Source organism: Betaproteobacteria bacterium, from assembly GCA_009693245.1.
Taxonomy (GTDB): Bacteria; Pseudomonadota; Gammaproteobacteria; order Burkholderiales; family SHXO01; genus SHXO01.
The window spans coordinates 1-16,523 of the sequence record SHXO01000072.1; the positions used below are offsets into that span (position 1 = coordinate 1).

The 16,523-nt window shown below is 60.3% G+C and carries 15 protein-coding genes; 3 read left to right on the forward strand and 12 right to left on the reverse strand.

All coding sequences use genetic code 11. The features are described from left to right. The 10 genes from EXR36_11905 to EXR36_11950 form a co-directional block, all read right to left on the reverse strand. Positions 1-445: hypothetical protein (locus EXR36_11905; GenBank protein MSQ60313.1), on the reverse strand; the 445-nt coding region annotated here is incomplete at its 3' end. A 204-nt stretch (positions 446-649) separates the two neighbouring features. Next, entirely contained in the window at positions 650-3,064 is a 2,415-nt protein-coding gene (dnaB, locus tag EXR36_11910; GenBank protein ID MSQ60314.1) for a replicative DNA helicase, read from the reverse strand. An 80-nt stretch (positions 3,065-3,144) separates the two neighbouring features. Then, a complete protein-coding gene (locus EXR36_11915) occupies positions 3,145-3,594 on the reverse strand; it encodes a 50S ribosomal protein L9 (GenBank protein MSQ60315.1) in 450 nt (149 codons plus the stop codon). Between the two features lie 12 nt (positions 3,595-3,606). Further along, positions 3,607-3,885, reverse strand: a complete 279-nt coding sequence (gene rpsR / locus EXR36_11920; protein MSQ60316.1) for a 30S ribosomal protein S18 — start codon at positions 3,883-3,885, stop codon at positions 3,607-3,609. 18 nt (positions 3,886-3,903) lie between these two features. Beyond that, positions 3,904-4,407, reverse strand: a complete 504-nt coding sequence (gene priB / locus EXR36_11925; protein ID MSQ60317.1) for a primosomal replication protein N — start codon at positions 4,405-4,407, stop codon at positions 3,904-3,906. After that, complete coding sequence (locus tag EXR36_11930) at positions 4,209-4,601, reverse strand: 30S ribosomal protein S6 (protein MSQ60318.1); 393 nt, start codon at positions 4,599-4,601, stop codon at positions 4,209-4,211. Before EXR36_11930 ends, priB begins: the two co-directional genes overlap by 199 nt. 177 nt (positions 4,602-4,778) lie before the next feature. Further along, a complete protein-coding gene (locus EXR36_11935) occupies positions 4,779-5,840 on the reverse strand; it encodes a hypothetical protein (protein ID MSQ60319.1) in 1,062 nt (353 codons plus the stop codon). Positions 5,841-6,112: 272 nt separating this feature from the next. Further along, positions 6,113-9,205 (reverse strand): efflux RND transporter permease subunit, encoded by a 3,093-nt coding sequence (locus tag EXR36_11940; GenBank protein ID MSQ60320.1) that lies wholly within the window; start codon positions 9,203-9,205, stop codon positions 6,113-6,115. A gap of 13 nt (positions 9,206-9,218) precedes the next feature. After that, complete coding sequence (locus EXR36_11945) at positions 9,219-10,355, reverse strand: efflux RND transporter periplasmic adaptor subunit (GenBank protein ID MSQ60321.1); 1,137 nt, start codon at positions 10,353-10,355, stop codon at positions 9,219-9,221. A 10-nt stretch (positions 10,356-10,365) separates the two neighbouring features. Next, a complete protein-coding gene (locus tag EXR36_11950; GenBank protein ID MSQ60322.1) occupies positions 10,366-11,091 on the reverse strand; it encodes a DUF1956 domain-containing protein in 726 nt (241 codons plus the stop codon). A gap of 224 nt (positions 11,092-11,315) precedes the next feature. Between EXR36_11950 and EXR36_11955 the strand changes: the two genes are divergently transcribed. Further along, positions 11,316-13,043, forward strand: a complete 1,728-nt coding sequence (locus EXR36_11955) for an ABC transporter ATP-binding protein (protein MSQ60323.1) — start codon at positions 11,316-11,318, stop codon at positions 13,041-13,043. Between the two features lie 150 nt (positions 13,044-13,193). Here EXR36_11955 and EXR36_11960 read toward each other — a convergent pair whose 3' ends face one another. Beyond that, positions 13,194-14,198 carry an alpha/beta hydrolase gene (locus EXR36_11960; GenBank protein ID MSQ60324.1) on the reverse strand — a complete coding sequence of 335 codons (1,005 nt, stop codon included), beginning with the start codon at positions 14,196-14,198 and terminating at the stop codon, positions 13,194-13,196. Between the two features lie 185 nt (positions 14,199-14,383). Between EXR36_11960 and EXR36_11965 the strand changes: the two genes are divergently transcribed. Together EXR36_11965 and EXR36_11970 are read left to right on the forward strand one after the other, a co-directional pair. Beyond that, entirely contained in the window at positions 14,384-14,953 is a 570-nt protein-coding gene (locus EXR36_11965) for a chromate transporter (GenBank protein MSQ60325.1), read from the forward strand. Between the two features lie 52 nt (positions 14,954-15,005). Beyond that, on the forward strand, positions 15,006-15,488 hold the full coding sequence (locus EXR36_11970) for a chromate transporter (GenBank protein MSQ60326.1): 483 nt from the start codon (positions 15,006-15,008) through the stop codon (positions 15,486-15,488). A gap of 186 nt (positions 15,489-15,674) precedes the next feature. Here the strand turns inward: EXR36_11970 and EXR36_11975 are convergent, their stop codons facing one another. After that, complete coding sequence (locus tag EXR36_11975; protein MSQ60327.1) at positions 15,675-16,205, reverse strand: hypothetical protein; 531 nt, start codon at positions 16,203-16,205, stop codon at positions 15,675-15,677. Positions 16,206-16,523: the final 318 nt, after the last annotated feature.

Genomic DNA, 16,523 nt, shown 5'->3' on the forward strand with positions numbered 1-16,523 from the left:
GTATGTACGGGTCCAGGGAAGTTCCTTTCAGACGCAATCCCGTATCCGCGGTAAGACTCACCTTAAGACTCTCCGAGATCACAGCGCGCAGGCCCACGAACAAGTCGTCATCGGCCTCGCGCCGTCTTAATGCACGGTCGGCTTCGGTCTCCGAATTCGAACGCGTAAGAGTGTCCAAGGCGCGATCGACGATCAGTTGCAGCTTATCGTTGGTACGGGGAAGCCGGATCTTGGCGCGGATGAGGGCGCGAAAATCGTGATCCCCGTCCTTGGGGCGAACGAAGGTGGCAGCGCCTCCGAGTTGAAGGTAACTTCCCGTGGGCGCATCGGAGATATCCGGTCCCGCGAAGAGAGCGTCTGCCTTGCGCAAGAACGCTTCAACGTGGCAGGAAATCTTCTCGTGGGAACGATCGACAAGGACGGAGCTAAGCGCGCTCTCGTCCATTTTCGCGCCCTCCTGAGCGGCACAAGTCGGCGCCCAGATCATCAAGCCTAAGAGCAAGGCTCTGGTATTACTGCGTTTCAAGGCTGGCATCCCCTCTGAACGGAACGTGGCTGATTAATGCCGCCAATAACGGCCCGGATCAGCCATATTTTGGCTTCGACATAACCTGAATGTTAGTCTTCGCCGAATAGGCCCGATCCTGGCCTAGTAGCGGCCAGGATCGGCCATATTCTCAAAGCGGGTGTACTCACCGAGGAAAGTCAAGCGCACCGTACCGATGGGACCATTGCGCTGTTTGCCGATGATCACCTCCGCGATGCCCTTATCCGAGGTGTCGGGGTTGTAGACCTCGTCGCGGTAGATGAACAAAATGACATCCGCGTCTTGCTCGATCGCCCCCGAGTTATGACTGACGATCCCATCCGCCAGCCACGAGGCAGGGCCTGGTACGGTCAGATCGAACACCTCCTCCTCTCCGGCATCGGATATCTCAACGACCCGGTCCCAGAATAGGTCATCTTCGGTCCAACGCAGCAGGCTGTCTTGATCGAGCGCCTGCGCGTCACTTCGAATCATGTCGCGCGACGGAGCAAAACTAAAGTGCGAGCTTCCGCCATAGGACGTGCCTCTCATAGCGGCCATTGCGCGCTGAGTAACACCCTGGGTGCGCATAAGGGCACGCACTTCGTGGAATGCTTCCATGGGCAATGTGTCGACGTTGGTGCTTCGATCCGTTTCCTTTAGCAAAGCGGATAGCCGGGTAGCGGGAGCAGCACGAGGTCCAAAGGCACCAATGTAATCAAGGAAACGGGCCTGCTCTCCAGCGCCAGATACATCCGCCGTGTACAGGGGATTCTTGGATTTCGCTTGATATACGGTTCTTATGCGAGCCATGATCCCGAACCGAAGTAAGAGGGCAGCGACATCGCGCGCCAAGCCTTCGCTCACGGTGGAAAAAAATACAAGTGGCGGACCCTTATCCGGTTCACGCACGTAGATCGATCCATCGGTCGCCCACAAGTGCCGAAGCAGCAGCGCGATTTGCTCGTTACCCAACCGGAAAGCGCAAACTGGCAAACGCTTGTCCTTCGACCCTTGCCCGAGCAAAGTGACCTCGGAGTCATCCAACGTGATTGGCCGCGAACTCTCGGGGACATGTCTTGCGACCGCCATGCGATCTCCTACGCGCAGTTCGCCAAGCGTGATCCATCCTCCGCCACTCATTACACGGTGCCCTGGCGTCGCGCGCAATTGCCTGCCGCTCGCCAGCGAAACCTTCAGGACGGGCTTCTTGCCAACGGACCACACTTTATCGCTCATGGCTCTCACCACCCGGCGCTCCGGCGAGACGGCAAGCACTTCGGGTTGCTGTCCAACGAGATCTCGTATGGGCGTTCGCGTTCCATCGGCCAGCATCACGAGGGTTTCACCGGTAACGCACTCTCGAAGATCCGACATCACGGGCCGTTTGTTGGGGCGCTGCTCGAGGCTACGGTTCAACTGCGATAAAGCGATGACCGGGCAATTGAGTTCCTTGGCGAGCGCCTTCAACGAGCGCGAGATCTCGGAAATTTCCGTCGCGCGGTTCTCACCCTGGCTGGATGCCGACATGAGCTGGATGTAATCGATCACGATCAATCCGAGTTGCTTGTACTGGCGGTGCAAGCGGCGTGCACGAGCGCGCAGTTCGAGCGCGTTGAGCGCGGGCGTTTCATCGATGTGAATGGGCGCGTCGTTGAGCTTGCCCACGGCGTAGGTAAGCCGCTGCCATTCTTGGTCCTGCAAACGCCCGGTCCGCAGCTTGTGCTGGTCCAGCTTGCCGGTGGATCCGATCAACCGCATCACCAGTTGCGTGGCCGCCATCTCCATGCTGAATATACCCACAGGTAGCCCCGCGCTTAAACCCACGTGCTCGGCGATGTTCAGAGCCAAGGAGGTCTTGCCCATGCTGGGCCTTCCCGCCACGATCACCAGATCTCCGCCTTGCAACCCGGAGGTCATGCGGTCGAGATCCAGATAACCGGTGGGCACTCCCGTCACGTCGCTGGGATTCTCGCGGTTGTAGAGTAGATCGATGCGCTCCACGACCTGCGTGAGGAGCGGAGGCATGTCCTGGAAGCCTTGCTTGCCGCGCGACCCGAGTTCCGCGATCTGGAAAATCTTGGACTCGGCTTCATCCAAGATCTGCGAAGCATCGCGGCCCATGGTGTTGAAAGCCGAATCCGAAATGCTGGCGGCGGTTTCCGCCAAGCGGCGCAGAATCGCGCGCTCGCGCACGATTTCGGCGTAGCGGCGGATATTGGCGGCGCCCGGAATGTTTTGCGCCAGGGCGCTCAAGTAGGGGATACCGCCCGCGGCTTGCAGTTCTTGCGTGCTTTCCAAGCTTTCGGAGACAGTGATGATGTCGGCCGGCCGCGATTTTTCCATCAAGCGCATGATATGCCGGTAAATCAGGCGGTGATCGGCGCGGTAGAAGTCTGCTTCGGCAATAACGTCGGCAATGCGGTCCCAGGCGGAGTTGTCGAGCAACAATCCGCCGAGCACGCTTTGCTCGGATTCCAGGGAGTGAGGCGGAAGGCGCAGCGACTCGGCGGCGCTGTCACGGGGGGATTGAGCCATGCCGCATTGTATCCATCATCACGCAAACAAAATGGGCTCGCCAGAGCCCCTTTTTTTCGAACACAAAACGATCCGGGTTATTATGCTTCCCGAATCACCGTCACCTTGATATTGGCCCTGACGTCGGCGTACAGATCAAGAACGACGTCATGCTCGCCCACTTGCTTGAGCGGCCCCGTGGACAAACGCACGGAAGCCTTGGGTACATCATGGCCTAATGCCTTGAGCGCATCGGAAATGTCGTGGTTCGTGACGGAGCCGAACAGGCGCCCGTCCACGCCCGCCTTCTGCGTGATGCTGACGACCAAACCTTCCAGACGCGCACCGAATGCTTGGGCTCTTGCCAGCGTATCGCTTTGGGCCATCTCCAATTCGGCGCGGCGCTTTTCGAATTCACTCATGTTCTCGGGCGTGGCGCGGCGCGCCTTGCCCTTCGGGATGAGGAAGTTGCGGGCGTAGCCGGGCTTCACCTTGACCACGTCGCCTAATTGGCCCAGATTGACGACCTTCTCCAGAAGAATGACTTGCATGCTCTAGTCCCCTTAATGTAGGTCGGTGTAGTGCAGCAAGCCGAGGAAGCGCGCGCGGCGAATGGCGATACCCAGCTGGCGCTGGAAGCGGGCCTTGGTACCAGTGATGCGTGCCGGAATTATGCGGCCGTTCTCGTTGACGAATTCCTTCAGGACATCGATATCCTTGTAGTCGATCTCCTTCACGCCTTCGGCGGTGAAGCGGCAAAACTTACGGCGCTTGAACAAGGGCCGGTTGTTGCGGTCGTCCTTCTTCTTGTCTTTGTTCCTGTTGCGATTAAACGGTGGCATGTGCGCTCCTGTCTTTGGCTATGTCCGCACCACGATTTGCGTGGCGCAAAGTATGAGTGTTGAACTGCGTTGGCTGCGTTTGGCGAGAAATCCTTGAACGTGCACCGCCTCGCCCTCCTTGATCTCGTTCAAGCGCATGGCCATATCCGCGATGCCTTGTACTTCGACTTCCATTTCCCCCGCCCTGGGAATCTTGCCCTGCGCCTGCACCGAACTATGTTTGATGGCACATTCGGTCACGGGCACTCCGGCCGGGGTGTAACGAAGCGGTTGTTTTCTGAGGAGGATACCTTCCAGGTCTATACGATTGTTCAGAACTTCCCCTAGACCGCGGGCCGCTCTTCCGCCTCGCCGCGCGGCTCTTCGATCACGGCCGGATGCAATACGGACTTGGACTTCTCCTCCTTCATCATCGGCGACGGGGCTGTCACCGGACCGCTCATTTTCACGGTGAGGTGGCGCAGTACCGCGTCGTTGAATTTGAAGGCGTGCTCGAATTCGTCCAGGGTTTCCTGGTCGCACTCGATGTTCATCAGAACGTAGTGTGCCTTGTGGACTTTTTGAATGGGGAAAGTCATCTGCCGGCGCCCCCAATCTTCCAGGCGGTAGATCTTGCCGTTACGGCTGGTCACCATGCCGCGGTAGCGCTCGATCATGGCGGGAACTTGCTCGCTCTGATCCGGGTGGACAATAAACACCATCTCGTAATGTCGCATTCAGTCTCCTTATGGGTAAATGCCTCCCGGCGGCGGAGCGGGCGCTCCAGGGAACCTCGGTGAGGCAAGGATTTGCGAAGGGGGCGGATTATACAGAGATCGGGCACCGTGGCGCGATAACCCGGGCCTGGGCGGCAGGCGGGCATCGGGGGCCCATGAAATGAATGCCAACATACCCTAGGGAAACTTCAGGAAGATTCCTTGTTCGGCGAGAAACTGCACGGCATTCTCCTGGGATATGAAGACGTCCTTATAGGACTTTCCGCCGGGCCCGAGGGCGAGAGGTTCCGAGCCCAGATCGTTTCTTCGCGCCAGGACGTACTCCAGGGCAAAGACCACTTCCTTGCGTTTTTGCTGCTGGTTCTGCCGGAGTATGCGGTAGAGCGCTTGGTCGAAGAGGGTCTCCTTGGAGGGTTCGCCGCGCACGCACCAGTAGTAGCCGGTGACGGAGCCGTGGCCGGCACTGGTATGAAGCGGACCGCCAGTCTGGGTCTGGGCGTTCTCGAAGGTGCTGTAGTAGTACTGCTCATCGTAGCGGTTGCGGTCCGCGACGATGTAGGTGGCATTGCTTATGAGCGGTCCGATACCGCCTTCCCGGTAATTGCCGGCCATGGAGGCCTGGAGCAATTCCACGGCGTAAGGCAACCGGGCCTTCTGGCCTTCGCAATAGCGCACAGCGAGTTGGGCTCTCACCTTCGTCTGGGGGAATGAGGGCGCGATCCATGTGAGCTGCGGCTGCGGATTCTCCCAATTGGGATACACCATCCCTTGCAGGAAATCCATCACCTTGTTCGCCAAGAGCCAGCCCACTTCATCGATGGGGCCTTGCGCGCTAAAGCTCTTGATCCGCAGCGTGAGCAAGTCCTCGAGATTGAGTACCACCCGCACTGTTCCGCGGCCGGCAACCGTATAGGTGCCATAGGCGAGGAAACGCAGCTCGCGCACCATTTTCAGGGCTTCCGCCACCGGCATTTCCTTGCGCGACATCTTCTGCAAATCCTCGCCGGACATCCATACCAAGCCGGTGCGTTGCTCGCTCTCGTTCAAGCGGCGCTCGGTGTAGAAGCTGTTGACCGCGGCCCTGAAATCTTCCGACAGGGAGACGGAAATACCCTCATGCACCTCCTGCGCATGGCGGCGCGCCAAGCCATCGAATTGCACGATGGTCCCGGCGAGTACCTGCGCCAGCCGGGCCACGTCGTCGCTGGAGGAAGCCAGCGGTACCAGAAGGTAGGCCAATTCCCCCAATAACTAGCCCCGCGCCCGGGCGCGGGGCTTGGAGAGTTCAGCGTCGAACTCGTGGTAGTTGGCGCCCTTGACGAAGGGGATATTGCCCCAGATCAGCTTCTTTCCCTCTTCGGCGCCAGCGAGACGGGCGCCGAAGAGCAGGGACAAGGCGAGTGCGACCAACATCTTCACGGCGGGAATCTCATTGGAGGGTGCGAATGCCAGGAGCCTAGACCAAGTGCAAGGTGGCCACACCCTTTGTCAGAGCATGTAAAGCCCCAGACTCACTCCACGGGGCGCGATGCGAGCGCTTCCGCGCGCGGACGGCCTGTAAATACACGGCGTATGCGCTCGATGGCATCATCCACATAGGTGAATACCACCGGGATAACCAGCAAACTCAAGAAAGTCGAGGTAATCAAGCCGCCAATCACCACGATGGCCATGGGTGCGCGAAAGCTTGGGTCTGTACCGATACCCAAGGCAATCGGCAGCATGCCGGTGCCCATGGCCACCGTGGTCATGACGATGGGCCGTGCGCGCTTGTGGCAGGCATCCAGCAGTGCGTCCCAGCGGTTCAATCCGTGCTCGCGCCGGGCGAGAATCACGTAATCGATGAGCAAGATGGAGTTCTTGGTGGCCACACCCATCAACATGATGAGGCCGATCATCGAAGGCATCGACAGCGCCGTGTGGGTGATGAACAGGGCGAGGAAGGCGCCGGGAATCGAGAGTACAAGCGCCGCCAGAATCGTCACGGGCTGCACGAAATCCTTGAACAGCAACACCAGCACGAGGTAGATACACAGCACGCCGGTGAGCATGGCCAAGCCAAAGCTCGCGAACAGTTCGTTCATGGCCTCCGCATCTCCGACCGACGTTCGCAGCACGCCGGGAGGAAGATTCTTCAAGCTCGGCAACGCCAGGGCTTGGGTCTCGACGAATCCGAGAGGTTGCTGGTTAAGCTCGATCTCGAAATTGATGCTGCGCAGGCGGTCGTAACGGTCGATCTGCGCGGGACCGCTGGCGATGGTGAGGGAAGCCACATGCCCCAACATCACCGGGCCGTGCTTGCCCGGCACCGTCAGCCGCCCCAGCAAAGAGAGGTCTTGGCGCGCTTCGGGCGGCAGCTTCACCACGATGGGCACCTGCCGTTGCGTTAAATTCAGCTTCGCCAAGCCTTGGTCGTAATCGCCCGCCGTGGCGATACGCAAGGTATCGGCGATGGCGGCGGAGGTCACGCCAAGATCCGCCGCGCGCGAAAAATCCGGCTTCACCACGAGTTCGGGCCGCACCAAGCTCGCCGTGGTATTCACGTTCCCGATGCCAGGAATGGTACGCAGCTCGCGCTCCACTTGGCGCGCGTGATCGGACAACACCTGCCCGTTTTCGCTGGCGAGCACCAGCACGTATTTCTCGTTGGCTCCGCCCAATCCCACGGACACGCGCGCGCCAGGAAGCGCTTCGAGAAGCTGGCGCAGTTCCCGTTCGATCTGCTGTTTACTCACTCCGCGCCGCTCCTTGCGCGGAGTCATGTTGATGGTCAAAGTGGCCTTGCGAACTTCGGCGGCTCCACGGGGCGTGAATGGATCGCCGCCCGCGGCGCCCCCGCCGATGGCTGTATAGACCAGTTTGACGTGAGGATGCTTCTGGACCAACTCGCGCGCGTGTTCCGCCGCCCCATAGGTCTCCGTGAAGGCCGCTCCTGGAGGAAGGGTGACGTACACCTGGGTTTGCGACAAATCGTCCGGCGGCAGAAAACCCGTGGGTAACAATGGAACCAGCGCGAAGGAACCGAAGAAAAATACGGCCGCCACCAGCGAGGTGAGCACCCTATGCTTCAAGCACCACGCCACCCACTTCATGTACAAATTCATCCAGCCCGGTTCTTTGTGCTCCGTGGCACTAGGCTTCAGTACATAGGCGGCCATCATGGGCGTCAGCATGCGCGCCACCACCAGCGAGAAGAAGACGGCGATGGCCGCGGTCCAGCCGAACTGCACGAAGAATTTTCCGGCGATGCCGCTCATGAAGGCGGTGGGGAGAAACACCGCGATCAACGTGAAGGTGGTTGCGATCACGGCCAGCCCGATCTCATCGGCCGCTTCCATGGCGGCCTGGAAAGGCGTCTTGGCCATGCGCAGATGGCGCATGATGTTCTCGATCTCCACGATGGCGTCGTCCACCAGAATTCCCACCACCAGGGAGAGCGAAAGCAAGGTGACCACGTTGATGGTGAAGCCCATCAGGTACATCACGGCGAACGCCGGGATGATGGAAAGCGGAAGCGCGGTGGCCGAAACCAGCGTCGCGCGCCAATCGCGAAGGAAGAGCCATACCACGAGGACCGCTAGCAGAGCGCCTTCGTACATCAGCCACATGGAGCCGACGTAGTTCTCCTCGACGGGGTCGACGAAATTGAAGGCTTCCGTGATCGTGACGTGCGGATGCTGGGCCTTGAGCTTCTCCAACGCGGCGCGCACTCCCTGCGCTACCTCAACCTCGCCGGCGCCCCGGCTGCGCGTGATCTCGAAACCCACTACGGGTTTTCCGTTAAGCAAGGCAGCGGAGCGGAGCTCGGCGACAGTGTCGGTCACGCGCGCCACTTGACCGAGACTCACGCGCCGCCCGTCGGCCAGCGCGATATCCATACCGGCCAACTCTTCGGCGGTGCGCACCGTGGCAACGGTGCGCACCGATTGTTCGATGCCGCCCACGTCCGCGCGGCCGCCCGAGGCTTCCTGCTGAATCTGCCGAAGTTGGCGGGACATGTCCGCCACCGTGGCGCCAAGAGCCAGCAGCCGGGCCACGTCGATCTCGACGCGAATTTCGCGCTCCACTCCTCCCACCCGTGCCACGGCGCCCACACCACGTACCGCCAGCATGTTCTTGGCGATGGTGTTGTCCACGAACCAGGACAAAGCTTCATCGTCCATGCGCTCTGACGCCACGGTGTAGGTGAGGATCGGCATGCCCGCCACATCCATCTTGGAGATGACGGGATCGCGCAAGTCACCCGGCAGATCGGACCGCACGCGGGCCACCGCGTCGCGCACGTCGTCCAGCCCTTCCTGCGTGGGCTTCTCCAATCGGAATTCGGTGGTGACCGTGGCGGTACCGTCCTGCACTTTTGTGTAGATGTGCTTCACGCCCTGCAAGGTCGCGATGGAATTCTCGATCTTGCGCGCGACTTCTGTCTCCATTTGCGAGGGCGCCGCCCCCGGCAACGTGGCGGTCACGATAATGGTCGGCAGATCGATATCCGGAAACTGCTGGATCTTCATCGCGCGAAACAGCATCAAACCCGAAAGCGTCAGCAGAATGAACAGCAGGATCGACGGTATGGGGTTGCGGATGGACCAGGCGGAGACGTTCATGGCTTGTTGGCCTTTATTTCTTGGCAGTGGGCGGCACGGGTGCGGCCGCTTCGATCACGCGTACCGTGTCCCCATCGGCCAGAAAGGCTGCACCGCTGGCCACCACTCGCGTCCCGGCGGCAAGACCACTCGCAATCTCGATGCGGTCGCCGAGGCGGCGGGCAACGCTCACCTTTGCGAGCTGCACTGTGTCCCGGTCCGTGAGCTTGAACACGTAGCTGAAGCCATCGCGCAATAGCACGGCGGACTGCGGCAGCGTGAGCGCGGGCGCTTCGCCGAGATCGAACTCGCCGCGAGCGAAGGTCCCGGCGCGGGCCTGGCCGCCCGCGGGCAGATCGACATACACGAGCCCTGTACGCGTTTGCGGATCGACCGTGGGAGCGGCCATGCGCACTTGGCCCTTGACTTCGCTCCCGCTGTCGGTGGTAAGTCGTGCCACTTGTCCAGGGACGATAAGAGGTAATTCGGCGGCCGTCACCTCCGCGCGCCACTCCAAGCGGTTCTGGCGGATAAGCCGAAAAAGCTCCTGTCCCGCTTGCGCTAGTGAGCCCACCGTGGCCGCCCTCGCCGAAATCACGCCATCGTCGGGCGCAACCACACGGGTTTGGATCATTCGCAATTCAGTGGAGCGCACCCTTGCGCGCGCGGCGGACAAGCGCGCCGCCGCTGCCTGCTCGGAGGCCGCGGCCTGCGTCACCTGCTGGGCGCTGATGAAGTTGGCCGCACGCAACTGGCGCGCGCGATCGGCGTTGGAGAGCGCCTCGGCGTGCATGGCCCGGGCCTCTTCCACCGCCGCGCGGGCTTGGGCCAGTTCGGCCTCCACGGTCTCCGAAGCGATGCGGGCGAGCAACTGGCCGCGCTTGACTTCATCTCCCACGTTGACACGGACTTCCATCAGACGAAGGCCGCCAATCTCCGCCCCGATAATGGCCTCCTGCCACGCGGCGATGCTGCCGTTCGCCACCAAGGTGCGCGGCCACTGCGCGTGTTCCAGAGTGATAGCGGACACAGACAAGGCGGGCTTCGCATTGTTGGGCGGCTCAGGCGCCTTCTTGTCGTCCTTGACGAGCGCGCTCGTTGCCACCAAGGCAATCGCTCCCAGCGCGACTAGTGCGCCAATAATCGTGAGTTTGAGTTTCCGGCTCTTCATAGTATGGCCCTTACTTTCCTGTTCCATTCTTGGACCGGGAGCGTGCTGCCCGCCGCGCGGCGATTTCGTGCGCCAGCAGTGCCTCGCTATATCCCACGAGGCGGTCCAAAATCTTCTCCGCCGCATGGGGCCTACGCAACACGTCCGGCGCCAAGATCTTGATGAACTCGCGCGACATGCAGTAGTCGTGGGCCATGGCCACCAGCGCGAACGCCAGTTGGTGCGAATCCGTATCCGGCTTCTTCAGAGCGCAATGACGGGCCAGGAGTTCCACCAAGGCATTGTGGTGTGGCAGGATGGTTCTCTCGACGATATCGCGGAATACACTGCTCGGTTCCAGCATCTCGCGCATATGCAACCGCATCACCATGGCCTCTTCCGCTTCGCTCATGTAATGCGCGAGGAAAGGGCCGAGGAACTTGCGCATGGATTGACCGAAAGTGAGCGCGGGGTCGTCGAAGCGGCCGAACTGCTCCGTGAGCATATCGATGGGCCGGGTCAGCACGGCACGATAAAGCCCCTCTTTATCGCCAAAGTAATAATGGATCGAGGCCAGATTCGCCTGCGCGGCCTCGCATATTTCTCGCGTGGAAGCGGCCGAATATCCCTTGGCCGAGAATATGCGCGTGGCTTCCGTGACTAGCCGCTCGCGCGCACGCTCCCCTTTGCCGGTGACACCATTGCGCTGGGACGGCTGGGGTGAGATTCTGCGGATCGCCTGGTTAACCATGGGCATAACGATAACATAAAATCAGTCGTATGCTGGAAAATAATTTGAGCGCCCGGTTTCATATGAAATATAGGTGCTGAAGTACGCAAAGTCCGGGATTCAATATGCGTTAAAGTCGCCCCGTGCTATCCACGAATTCACCTCTCGATTCCCCCGCCCCTATTCTTCCCGGCAACTCCCTAGCGTTCATCCTGCATTTCGTGCGGATCTACCGGGCCGCCGTGGGGGTCATCACGCTGCTGGAGTGCGGCCAAGCGGCCTGCGCCATTTTGCTGCCCTACGCCATCAAGAAAATCATGGATGCGGTGACCCTGGCTCAGAGCGCGCAGACTTCCGTTTGGCCGTCCGTGGAAGGGCCGTTGTGGTTCTTCGCGCTGCTCAATCTCGGATTGGTGTTGTTCTCGCGCGGCAGCGGCACGGTGCTGGTGTTGCTCGGCCCCTCCTTGCGCCGGAGAATCCGGCGCGAGTTGTTCGCCTACCTCCAGCACCACTCGCAGCGCTACTTTCTGGGTAATTTCGCCGGATCGCTCGCCAACCGCATCGCCGAGACCTCCATGAGTACCGCGCAGGTTCTTTGGACAGCGCTCTTCGATTTTTGGCCGCTTGCGATCACTTTCTCCGTATCGCTCGTACTGCTCGCCAAAGTGAGTTCGCAACTGGTGTGGGTGCTAGGCGTATGGATCCTTGTCTACGTTTGCGTGTCTTTCGTGCTCGCGCGGCGCTGCCGGGTCTATGCCCGCGACTATGCGGCGGCGCGCAGCTTGGTCAGTGGCAAGATCGTCGATTCCGTCACCAACATCATGAACGCCAAGTTATTCGCCCGCCGCGATCACGAGCGCCAATATCTGGAACACTTCCTCAACATGGAAGTGGACCGGGCGCGGCGCACCTTCTGGTTCATGGAAGGCATTCGCTGGTTTCAGTTCACCGCCGCGATGGTTCTCATGATTGGCATGGTGTACTACGCCATCCAGATATGGGCGGCGAGGCAGATGACCGCGGGCGAATTCGCCATGGCCGCCAGCCTTTCCCTGGTATTGATCGAGCAAGCGCGCGGATTGAGCCGGAAGTTCCTGGAATTCTTCGAGTACATCGGCAACGTCAATGACGGCGTGGGCATGATCGTGCGCCCGCACGAAGTGGTCGATCGCGCCGCGGCCCGCCCGTTGAAGGTGAGCGCCGGGCAAATCGAGTTCCGGAACGTGAGCTTCTCCTATGTGGCAGGCCGCGATGTATTCACCAATCTGAATCTTGCGCTCAAGGCGGGCGAGAAAGTCGGCATGGTGGGCTTCTCGGGCAGCGGTAAAAGCAGCTTGCTAAATTTGATTCTGCGCTTGTTCGAACCTCAGTCGGGCCAGATATTGATCGACGGGCAAGACATTCAAGGCGTGACGCAGGAGAGCCTGCGCGCGGCCATCGCCATGATTCCGCAAGATCCCATGCTGTTTCATCGCAGCCTCATGGAGAATGTGCGCTATGGCCGGCTTGAAGCCAGCGATGAGGAAGTCATCGCCGCCGCGAAGCAAGCCCACGCGCACGAGTTCATCATGGAAACCGAGGGCCGCTACGAATCCTTGGTGGGCGAACGCGGCGTGAAGCTATCTGGCGGCCAGCGCCAGCGCATCGCACTGGCGCGCGCTATTCTCAAGGACGCTCCGATATTGATGCTGGACGAAGCCACCAGTTCGCTCGATTCCATTACCGAGCGCTACATTCAAGACAGCCTGAAAGAACTCATGCGCAAGAAGACCGTTATCGTGATCGCGCACCGGCTCTCGACCCTCGCCCATCTCGACCGCATCATCGTATTCCATGGAGGACAAATCGTGGAAGACGGAACCCACGAGGTGCTGCTCAAACGCGGAGGGCATTACGCGCGCCTGTGGTCCATGCAAGCAGGCGGCTTCTTGCCGGAAGCGGCCATCGACGAAGAAATGGAAGACGCTATCGCAAGCTGAAGGTGCTACCGGCGCGACAAAGAATCATTTCGCCACAGAGAACACAAAGGTCACAGAGAAATAGGCGAGGCATCCCCGCTAACCAGATTCTTGGCATTCCTCTGTGTACTCTGTGACCTCCGTGAAGAATTCGTGGTTTTACGGCCTAACTCAAGCCGGCAACCACTGCTTGTACCAACTGATGGCGTTACCCGAGGATTGGGCGAATCCATTCACGTAGGCGTCGAAGTGCCCGCCCGGCAGGATCACCAGCTTCTTCGGTTCGCGCGCATTTTCGAAGGCATTGATGGCCACATCTGTGGGGGTGAGGATGTCGTTCTCCGCAACCATCATCAAGAATGGCGTAGGCGATACCCGCGCGATGAAGACAGCTGGGCTGTACTCGATGAATTTCTCGACGGATTCCACCGTGACGCGATTTTCCCAGCGCGGGGCTTTCTTCTGGTGCGTTTCCGTGAACCATTTGTACGAATCGCTGGTGTTGAGCACGGCATTGTTATCGGGCGCGACCACGGGAAGGTAGTTCACCTTGCCAGTCTTGTAACGCTCGATGCGATCGCTCTCCAGATACTTGATGGTTCCGGCCGCGGCGGCTCGCGGCACAATGGCTTGGAAGTTGGTCCATCCATCCACCAGCGGCACTTGGCACGCCACCGCCTTGATGCGCCGGTCGAGCGCGCCCAGGCAAATCACGTGGCCGCCGCTATAAGAGGAGCCGAAGACACCGATCTTCTCCGCGTTCACCTCGGGCTGCATCTGCGCGAAGGTGATGGCGTTGCGAAAATCCTCGATCTGTTCCCAGGGGAAGATTTGTCCGCGCGGCTCGCCTTCGCTCTCGCCTTGGTAGCGGTAGTCGAACACGATGGAAACAAAGCCTGCCTTGGTGAAGGCCTGTGCGTAGTCGGTGAAGTACATCTCCTTCACCGCGCTAAAGCCGTGAGCCAGGACAATGCAGGGGCGCTTGTCGCCCGCCTTCAATCCGTCCGGCACATACTTGATGCCCCGGCAACGCAGGCCTTGGCTCTTGAACTCGATGGGCTGGCCACCATCGGCCGCCCTCGCGCTGGACACCACGCTCGCGGCGCCGGCTGCCACCGCGCCTGCCGTGATGATCTTGACAAAATCCCGGCGTGAAACATTTCGGCTCTCTTCCATGATCTCCTCCGTCCTTAGAATGTTGTGACTTCGCTTGGTGCAACCCCTTCGATCAACCCTCGCATCGCGAGTGTCATCGAAGAGAAAGGTACCACAGCTGCCGCGGGGATGGGGCCGCCGGAATACGCTCGGACACTTCAAATAGTCATTGCCGCGCCTGCGTCCGCCTTGCCACAATAGCGCCCATGCAACAAGAAGACCTCCCGCTGGCCCGGCCCGCCTCTCCCACGGATTTGTTCCTGAGCTTCACCGCCTTGGCACTGCAAGGATTCGGCGGCGTCATCGCCGTGGCGCAGCGGGTGCTCTGCGAGGAAAAGCGCTGGCTCGCAAGACAAGATTTTCTGGAGCTACTGGCCGCCTCGCAGGTTCTGCCGGGGCCCAATATCTGCAACTTGGCGCTCATGATTGGGGACCGTTTTCATGGCTGGCGCGGCGCTTTCGCGGCCTTGGCCGGGATGATGAGCGTTCCCCTCATGATCGTCCTGGTCCTCACGGAGTTTTACTCCATGCACGCGTTGAATCCGGTAGTGGCGGGCGCGCTGCGTGGAATGGGCGGGGTTTCTGCGGGTCTGATCGCGGGGACGGCGTTGCGGCTAGCGCCCGCCTTGAAGAAGAGTCCCATGGGCATCGGTGCCTGTGTACTCGTCGCCGCGACGTGCTTCGTCGCCGTGGCTATTCTGAGATGGCCCTTGGTGTGGATTCTCCTGGTGCTGGGCACGCTCTCGTGTCTATTCGCCTTGAAGCGCACTCCGTAATGACGAGGGCGTCTTGACGGACGTGTTACTCAGCCTCTTCGCGCATTTCCTCATGCTCTCCTTACTGGCGGTGGGTGGCGCCATCACCGTCGCCCCGGATATGCACCGCCTGCTCGTCAACGAGATGAGTTTGCTCACCGATGCGCAGTTCAATGCATCCATTGCCATCGCGCAGGCCGCGCCAGGGCCCAATGTTTTGTTCGTGGCGGTAATGGGCTACCAGGCTGCCGGCATCATGGGCGTGATCGCCACCTTCGCCGGCATCATGCTGCCCTCCACCACCCTGGCCTTCGCGGCGGCACGCTGGGGCCACGCACGCCAGGACTGGCGGGGCGTGCAAGCGTTCAAGACGGGAATGGCGCCCATGGTCATCGCGCTCATGTTCTCCACCGGGTGGGTACTTTCGTCGCACGATCCCACATGGCAGCTGATTCTGCTCACGGTCGCGGCCGCGATTCTGGTCTGGCGTACCCGCATCCACTTGCTCATCCTGATCGCAGCCGGTGCACTGCTCGGGGGGATGGGATGGCTTTAAGGCGCTTACGGATTCACTGTTGACAGAAATGGAGAAGAGCTTTCGGAACGGTGCTCTGGTTTTGGGGGATCAACAAGGGGAGCCCCTCTTGTTCCTCCTGGGGGATAAACAAGGGGATTCTCCCCTTGTTCGTAACATGATTGTTGCCGAAGCGAGCGCATGCGTTTTGGTTCCGGCTATACCGGCTTAAGGCCTGCCGGCGGAATGCTCGCTCTGGCCAATGTTCTGCCGCCGGCTCGCTTGATACTGCGCATCGATTTCCTGAACACGTTTGGCGAAACCGGCGTAGGTCAGCTTCCCGGAATAGAGCTGGGAAATGGCTTGGCTCACGCGCACGCGAGTTTGTAGCAGGGCCCCGGAGGGCTGGCCCCGGCGCGTGGCTTGGTACTTCTGGGCTTTTTCGCGCACTTGCAGCCAAACGCGAATCGCCTGCTTTTCTTCCGGCGTGGGTTTGTTCTCGTTGCGCAAATAACCCGCGGTGACAGCATCGGCGCGCACTTGCAAGGGAACTTTGTCGCGTATCGGATCCAGGCGCGTATCGGAATACAACTGCTTGAGGTACTTGTTTTCATCGCCGGGCCGCTCCGAAAGAGCTGCCTGCGCGCCGGATTGGACACCCTGGGCCGCGGGAGCGCTAGTAGACGGGAGATGTAGCCCGCTGGTCCCGCAACCCGCAAGGGTGAATGCCAGAAAAGTCGCTGCGTATCGCAGTCTCATGGTGTGACCTGGGTCTCAAGAAGCAGGGCTATTCTAGGACGTGACTTGCCTCGTCGAAAGCCCGCGGCTCTTGAGCGCGGCCGTTGGCGCCGGATGGTGACACTGAGGGTGACACTGAAGATCCCTTGATCCCAGACCGCATAGCGGCCCGCCAAGGGCACGATGACTATAGGGCACCTCTAATAATCACTTTTCTACGACGGATCTCTTACCGCGTTAGCGAAATGAGTTTCATTCTCGGCCAGGTGACCTTCAGCCGGGTTATTTCGCGCCTTTCAAGGCGTTTTGCGAGCCTCTTCACTGGCTTTGTATCCAACT

Coding starts and splice junctions, on each gene's coding strand:
- dnaB (MSQ60314.1), bottom strand. CDS start 3,064: ATGGCTCAATCCCCCCGTGACAGCGCCGCCGAGTCGCTGCGCCTTCCG.
- EXR36_11915 (MSQ60315.1), bottom strand. CDS start 3,594: ATGCAAGTCATTCTTCTGGAGAAGGTCGTCAATCTGGGCCAATTAGGC.
- rpsR (MSQ60316.1), bottom strand. CDS start 3,885: ATGCCACCGTTTAATCGCAACAGGAACAAAGACAAGAAGAAGGACGAC.
- EXR36_11930 (MSQ60318.1), bottom strand. CDS start 4,601: ATGCGACATTACGAGATGGTGTTTATTGTCCACCCGGATCAGAGCGAG.
- EXR36_11940 (MSQ60320.1), bottom strand. CDS start 9,205: ATGAACGTCTCCGCCTGGTCCATCCGCAACCCCATACCGTCGATCCTG.
- EXR36_11945 (MSQ60321.1), bottom strand. CDS start 10,355: ATGAAGAGCCGGAAACTCAAACTCACGATTATTGGCGCACTAGTCGCG.
- EXR36_11950 (MSQ60322.1), bottom strand. CDS start 11,091: ATGCCCATGGTTAACCAGGCGATCCGCAGAATCTCACCCCAGCCGTCC.
- EXR36_11960 (MSQ60324.1), bottom strand. CDS start 14,198: ATGGAAGAGAGCCGAAATGTTTCACGCCGGGATTTTGTCAAGATCATC.
- EXR36_11965 (MSQ60325.1), top strand. CDS start 14,384: ATGCAACAAGAAGACCTCCCGCTGGCCCGGCCCGCCTCTCCCACGGAT.
- EXR36_11970 (MSQ60326.1), top strand. CDS start 15,006: ATGCTCTCCTTACTGGCGGTGGGTGGCGCCATCACCGTCGCCCCGGAT.
- EXR36_11975 (MSQ60327.1), bottom strand. CDS start 16,205: ATGAGACTGCGATACGCAGCGACTTTTCTGGCATTCACCCTTGCGGGT.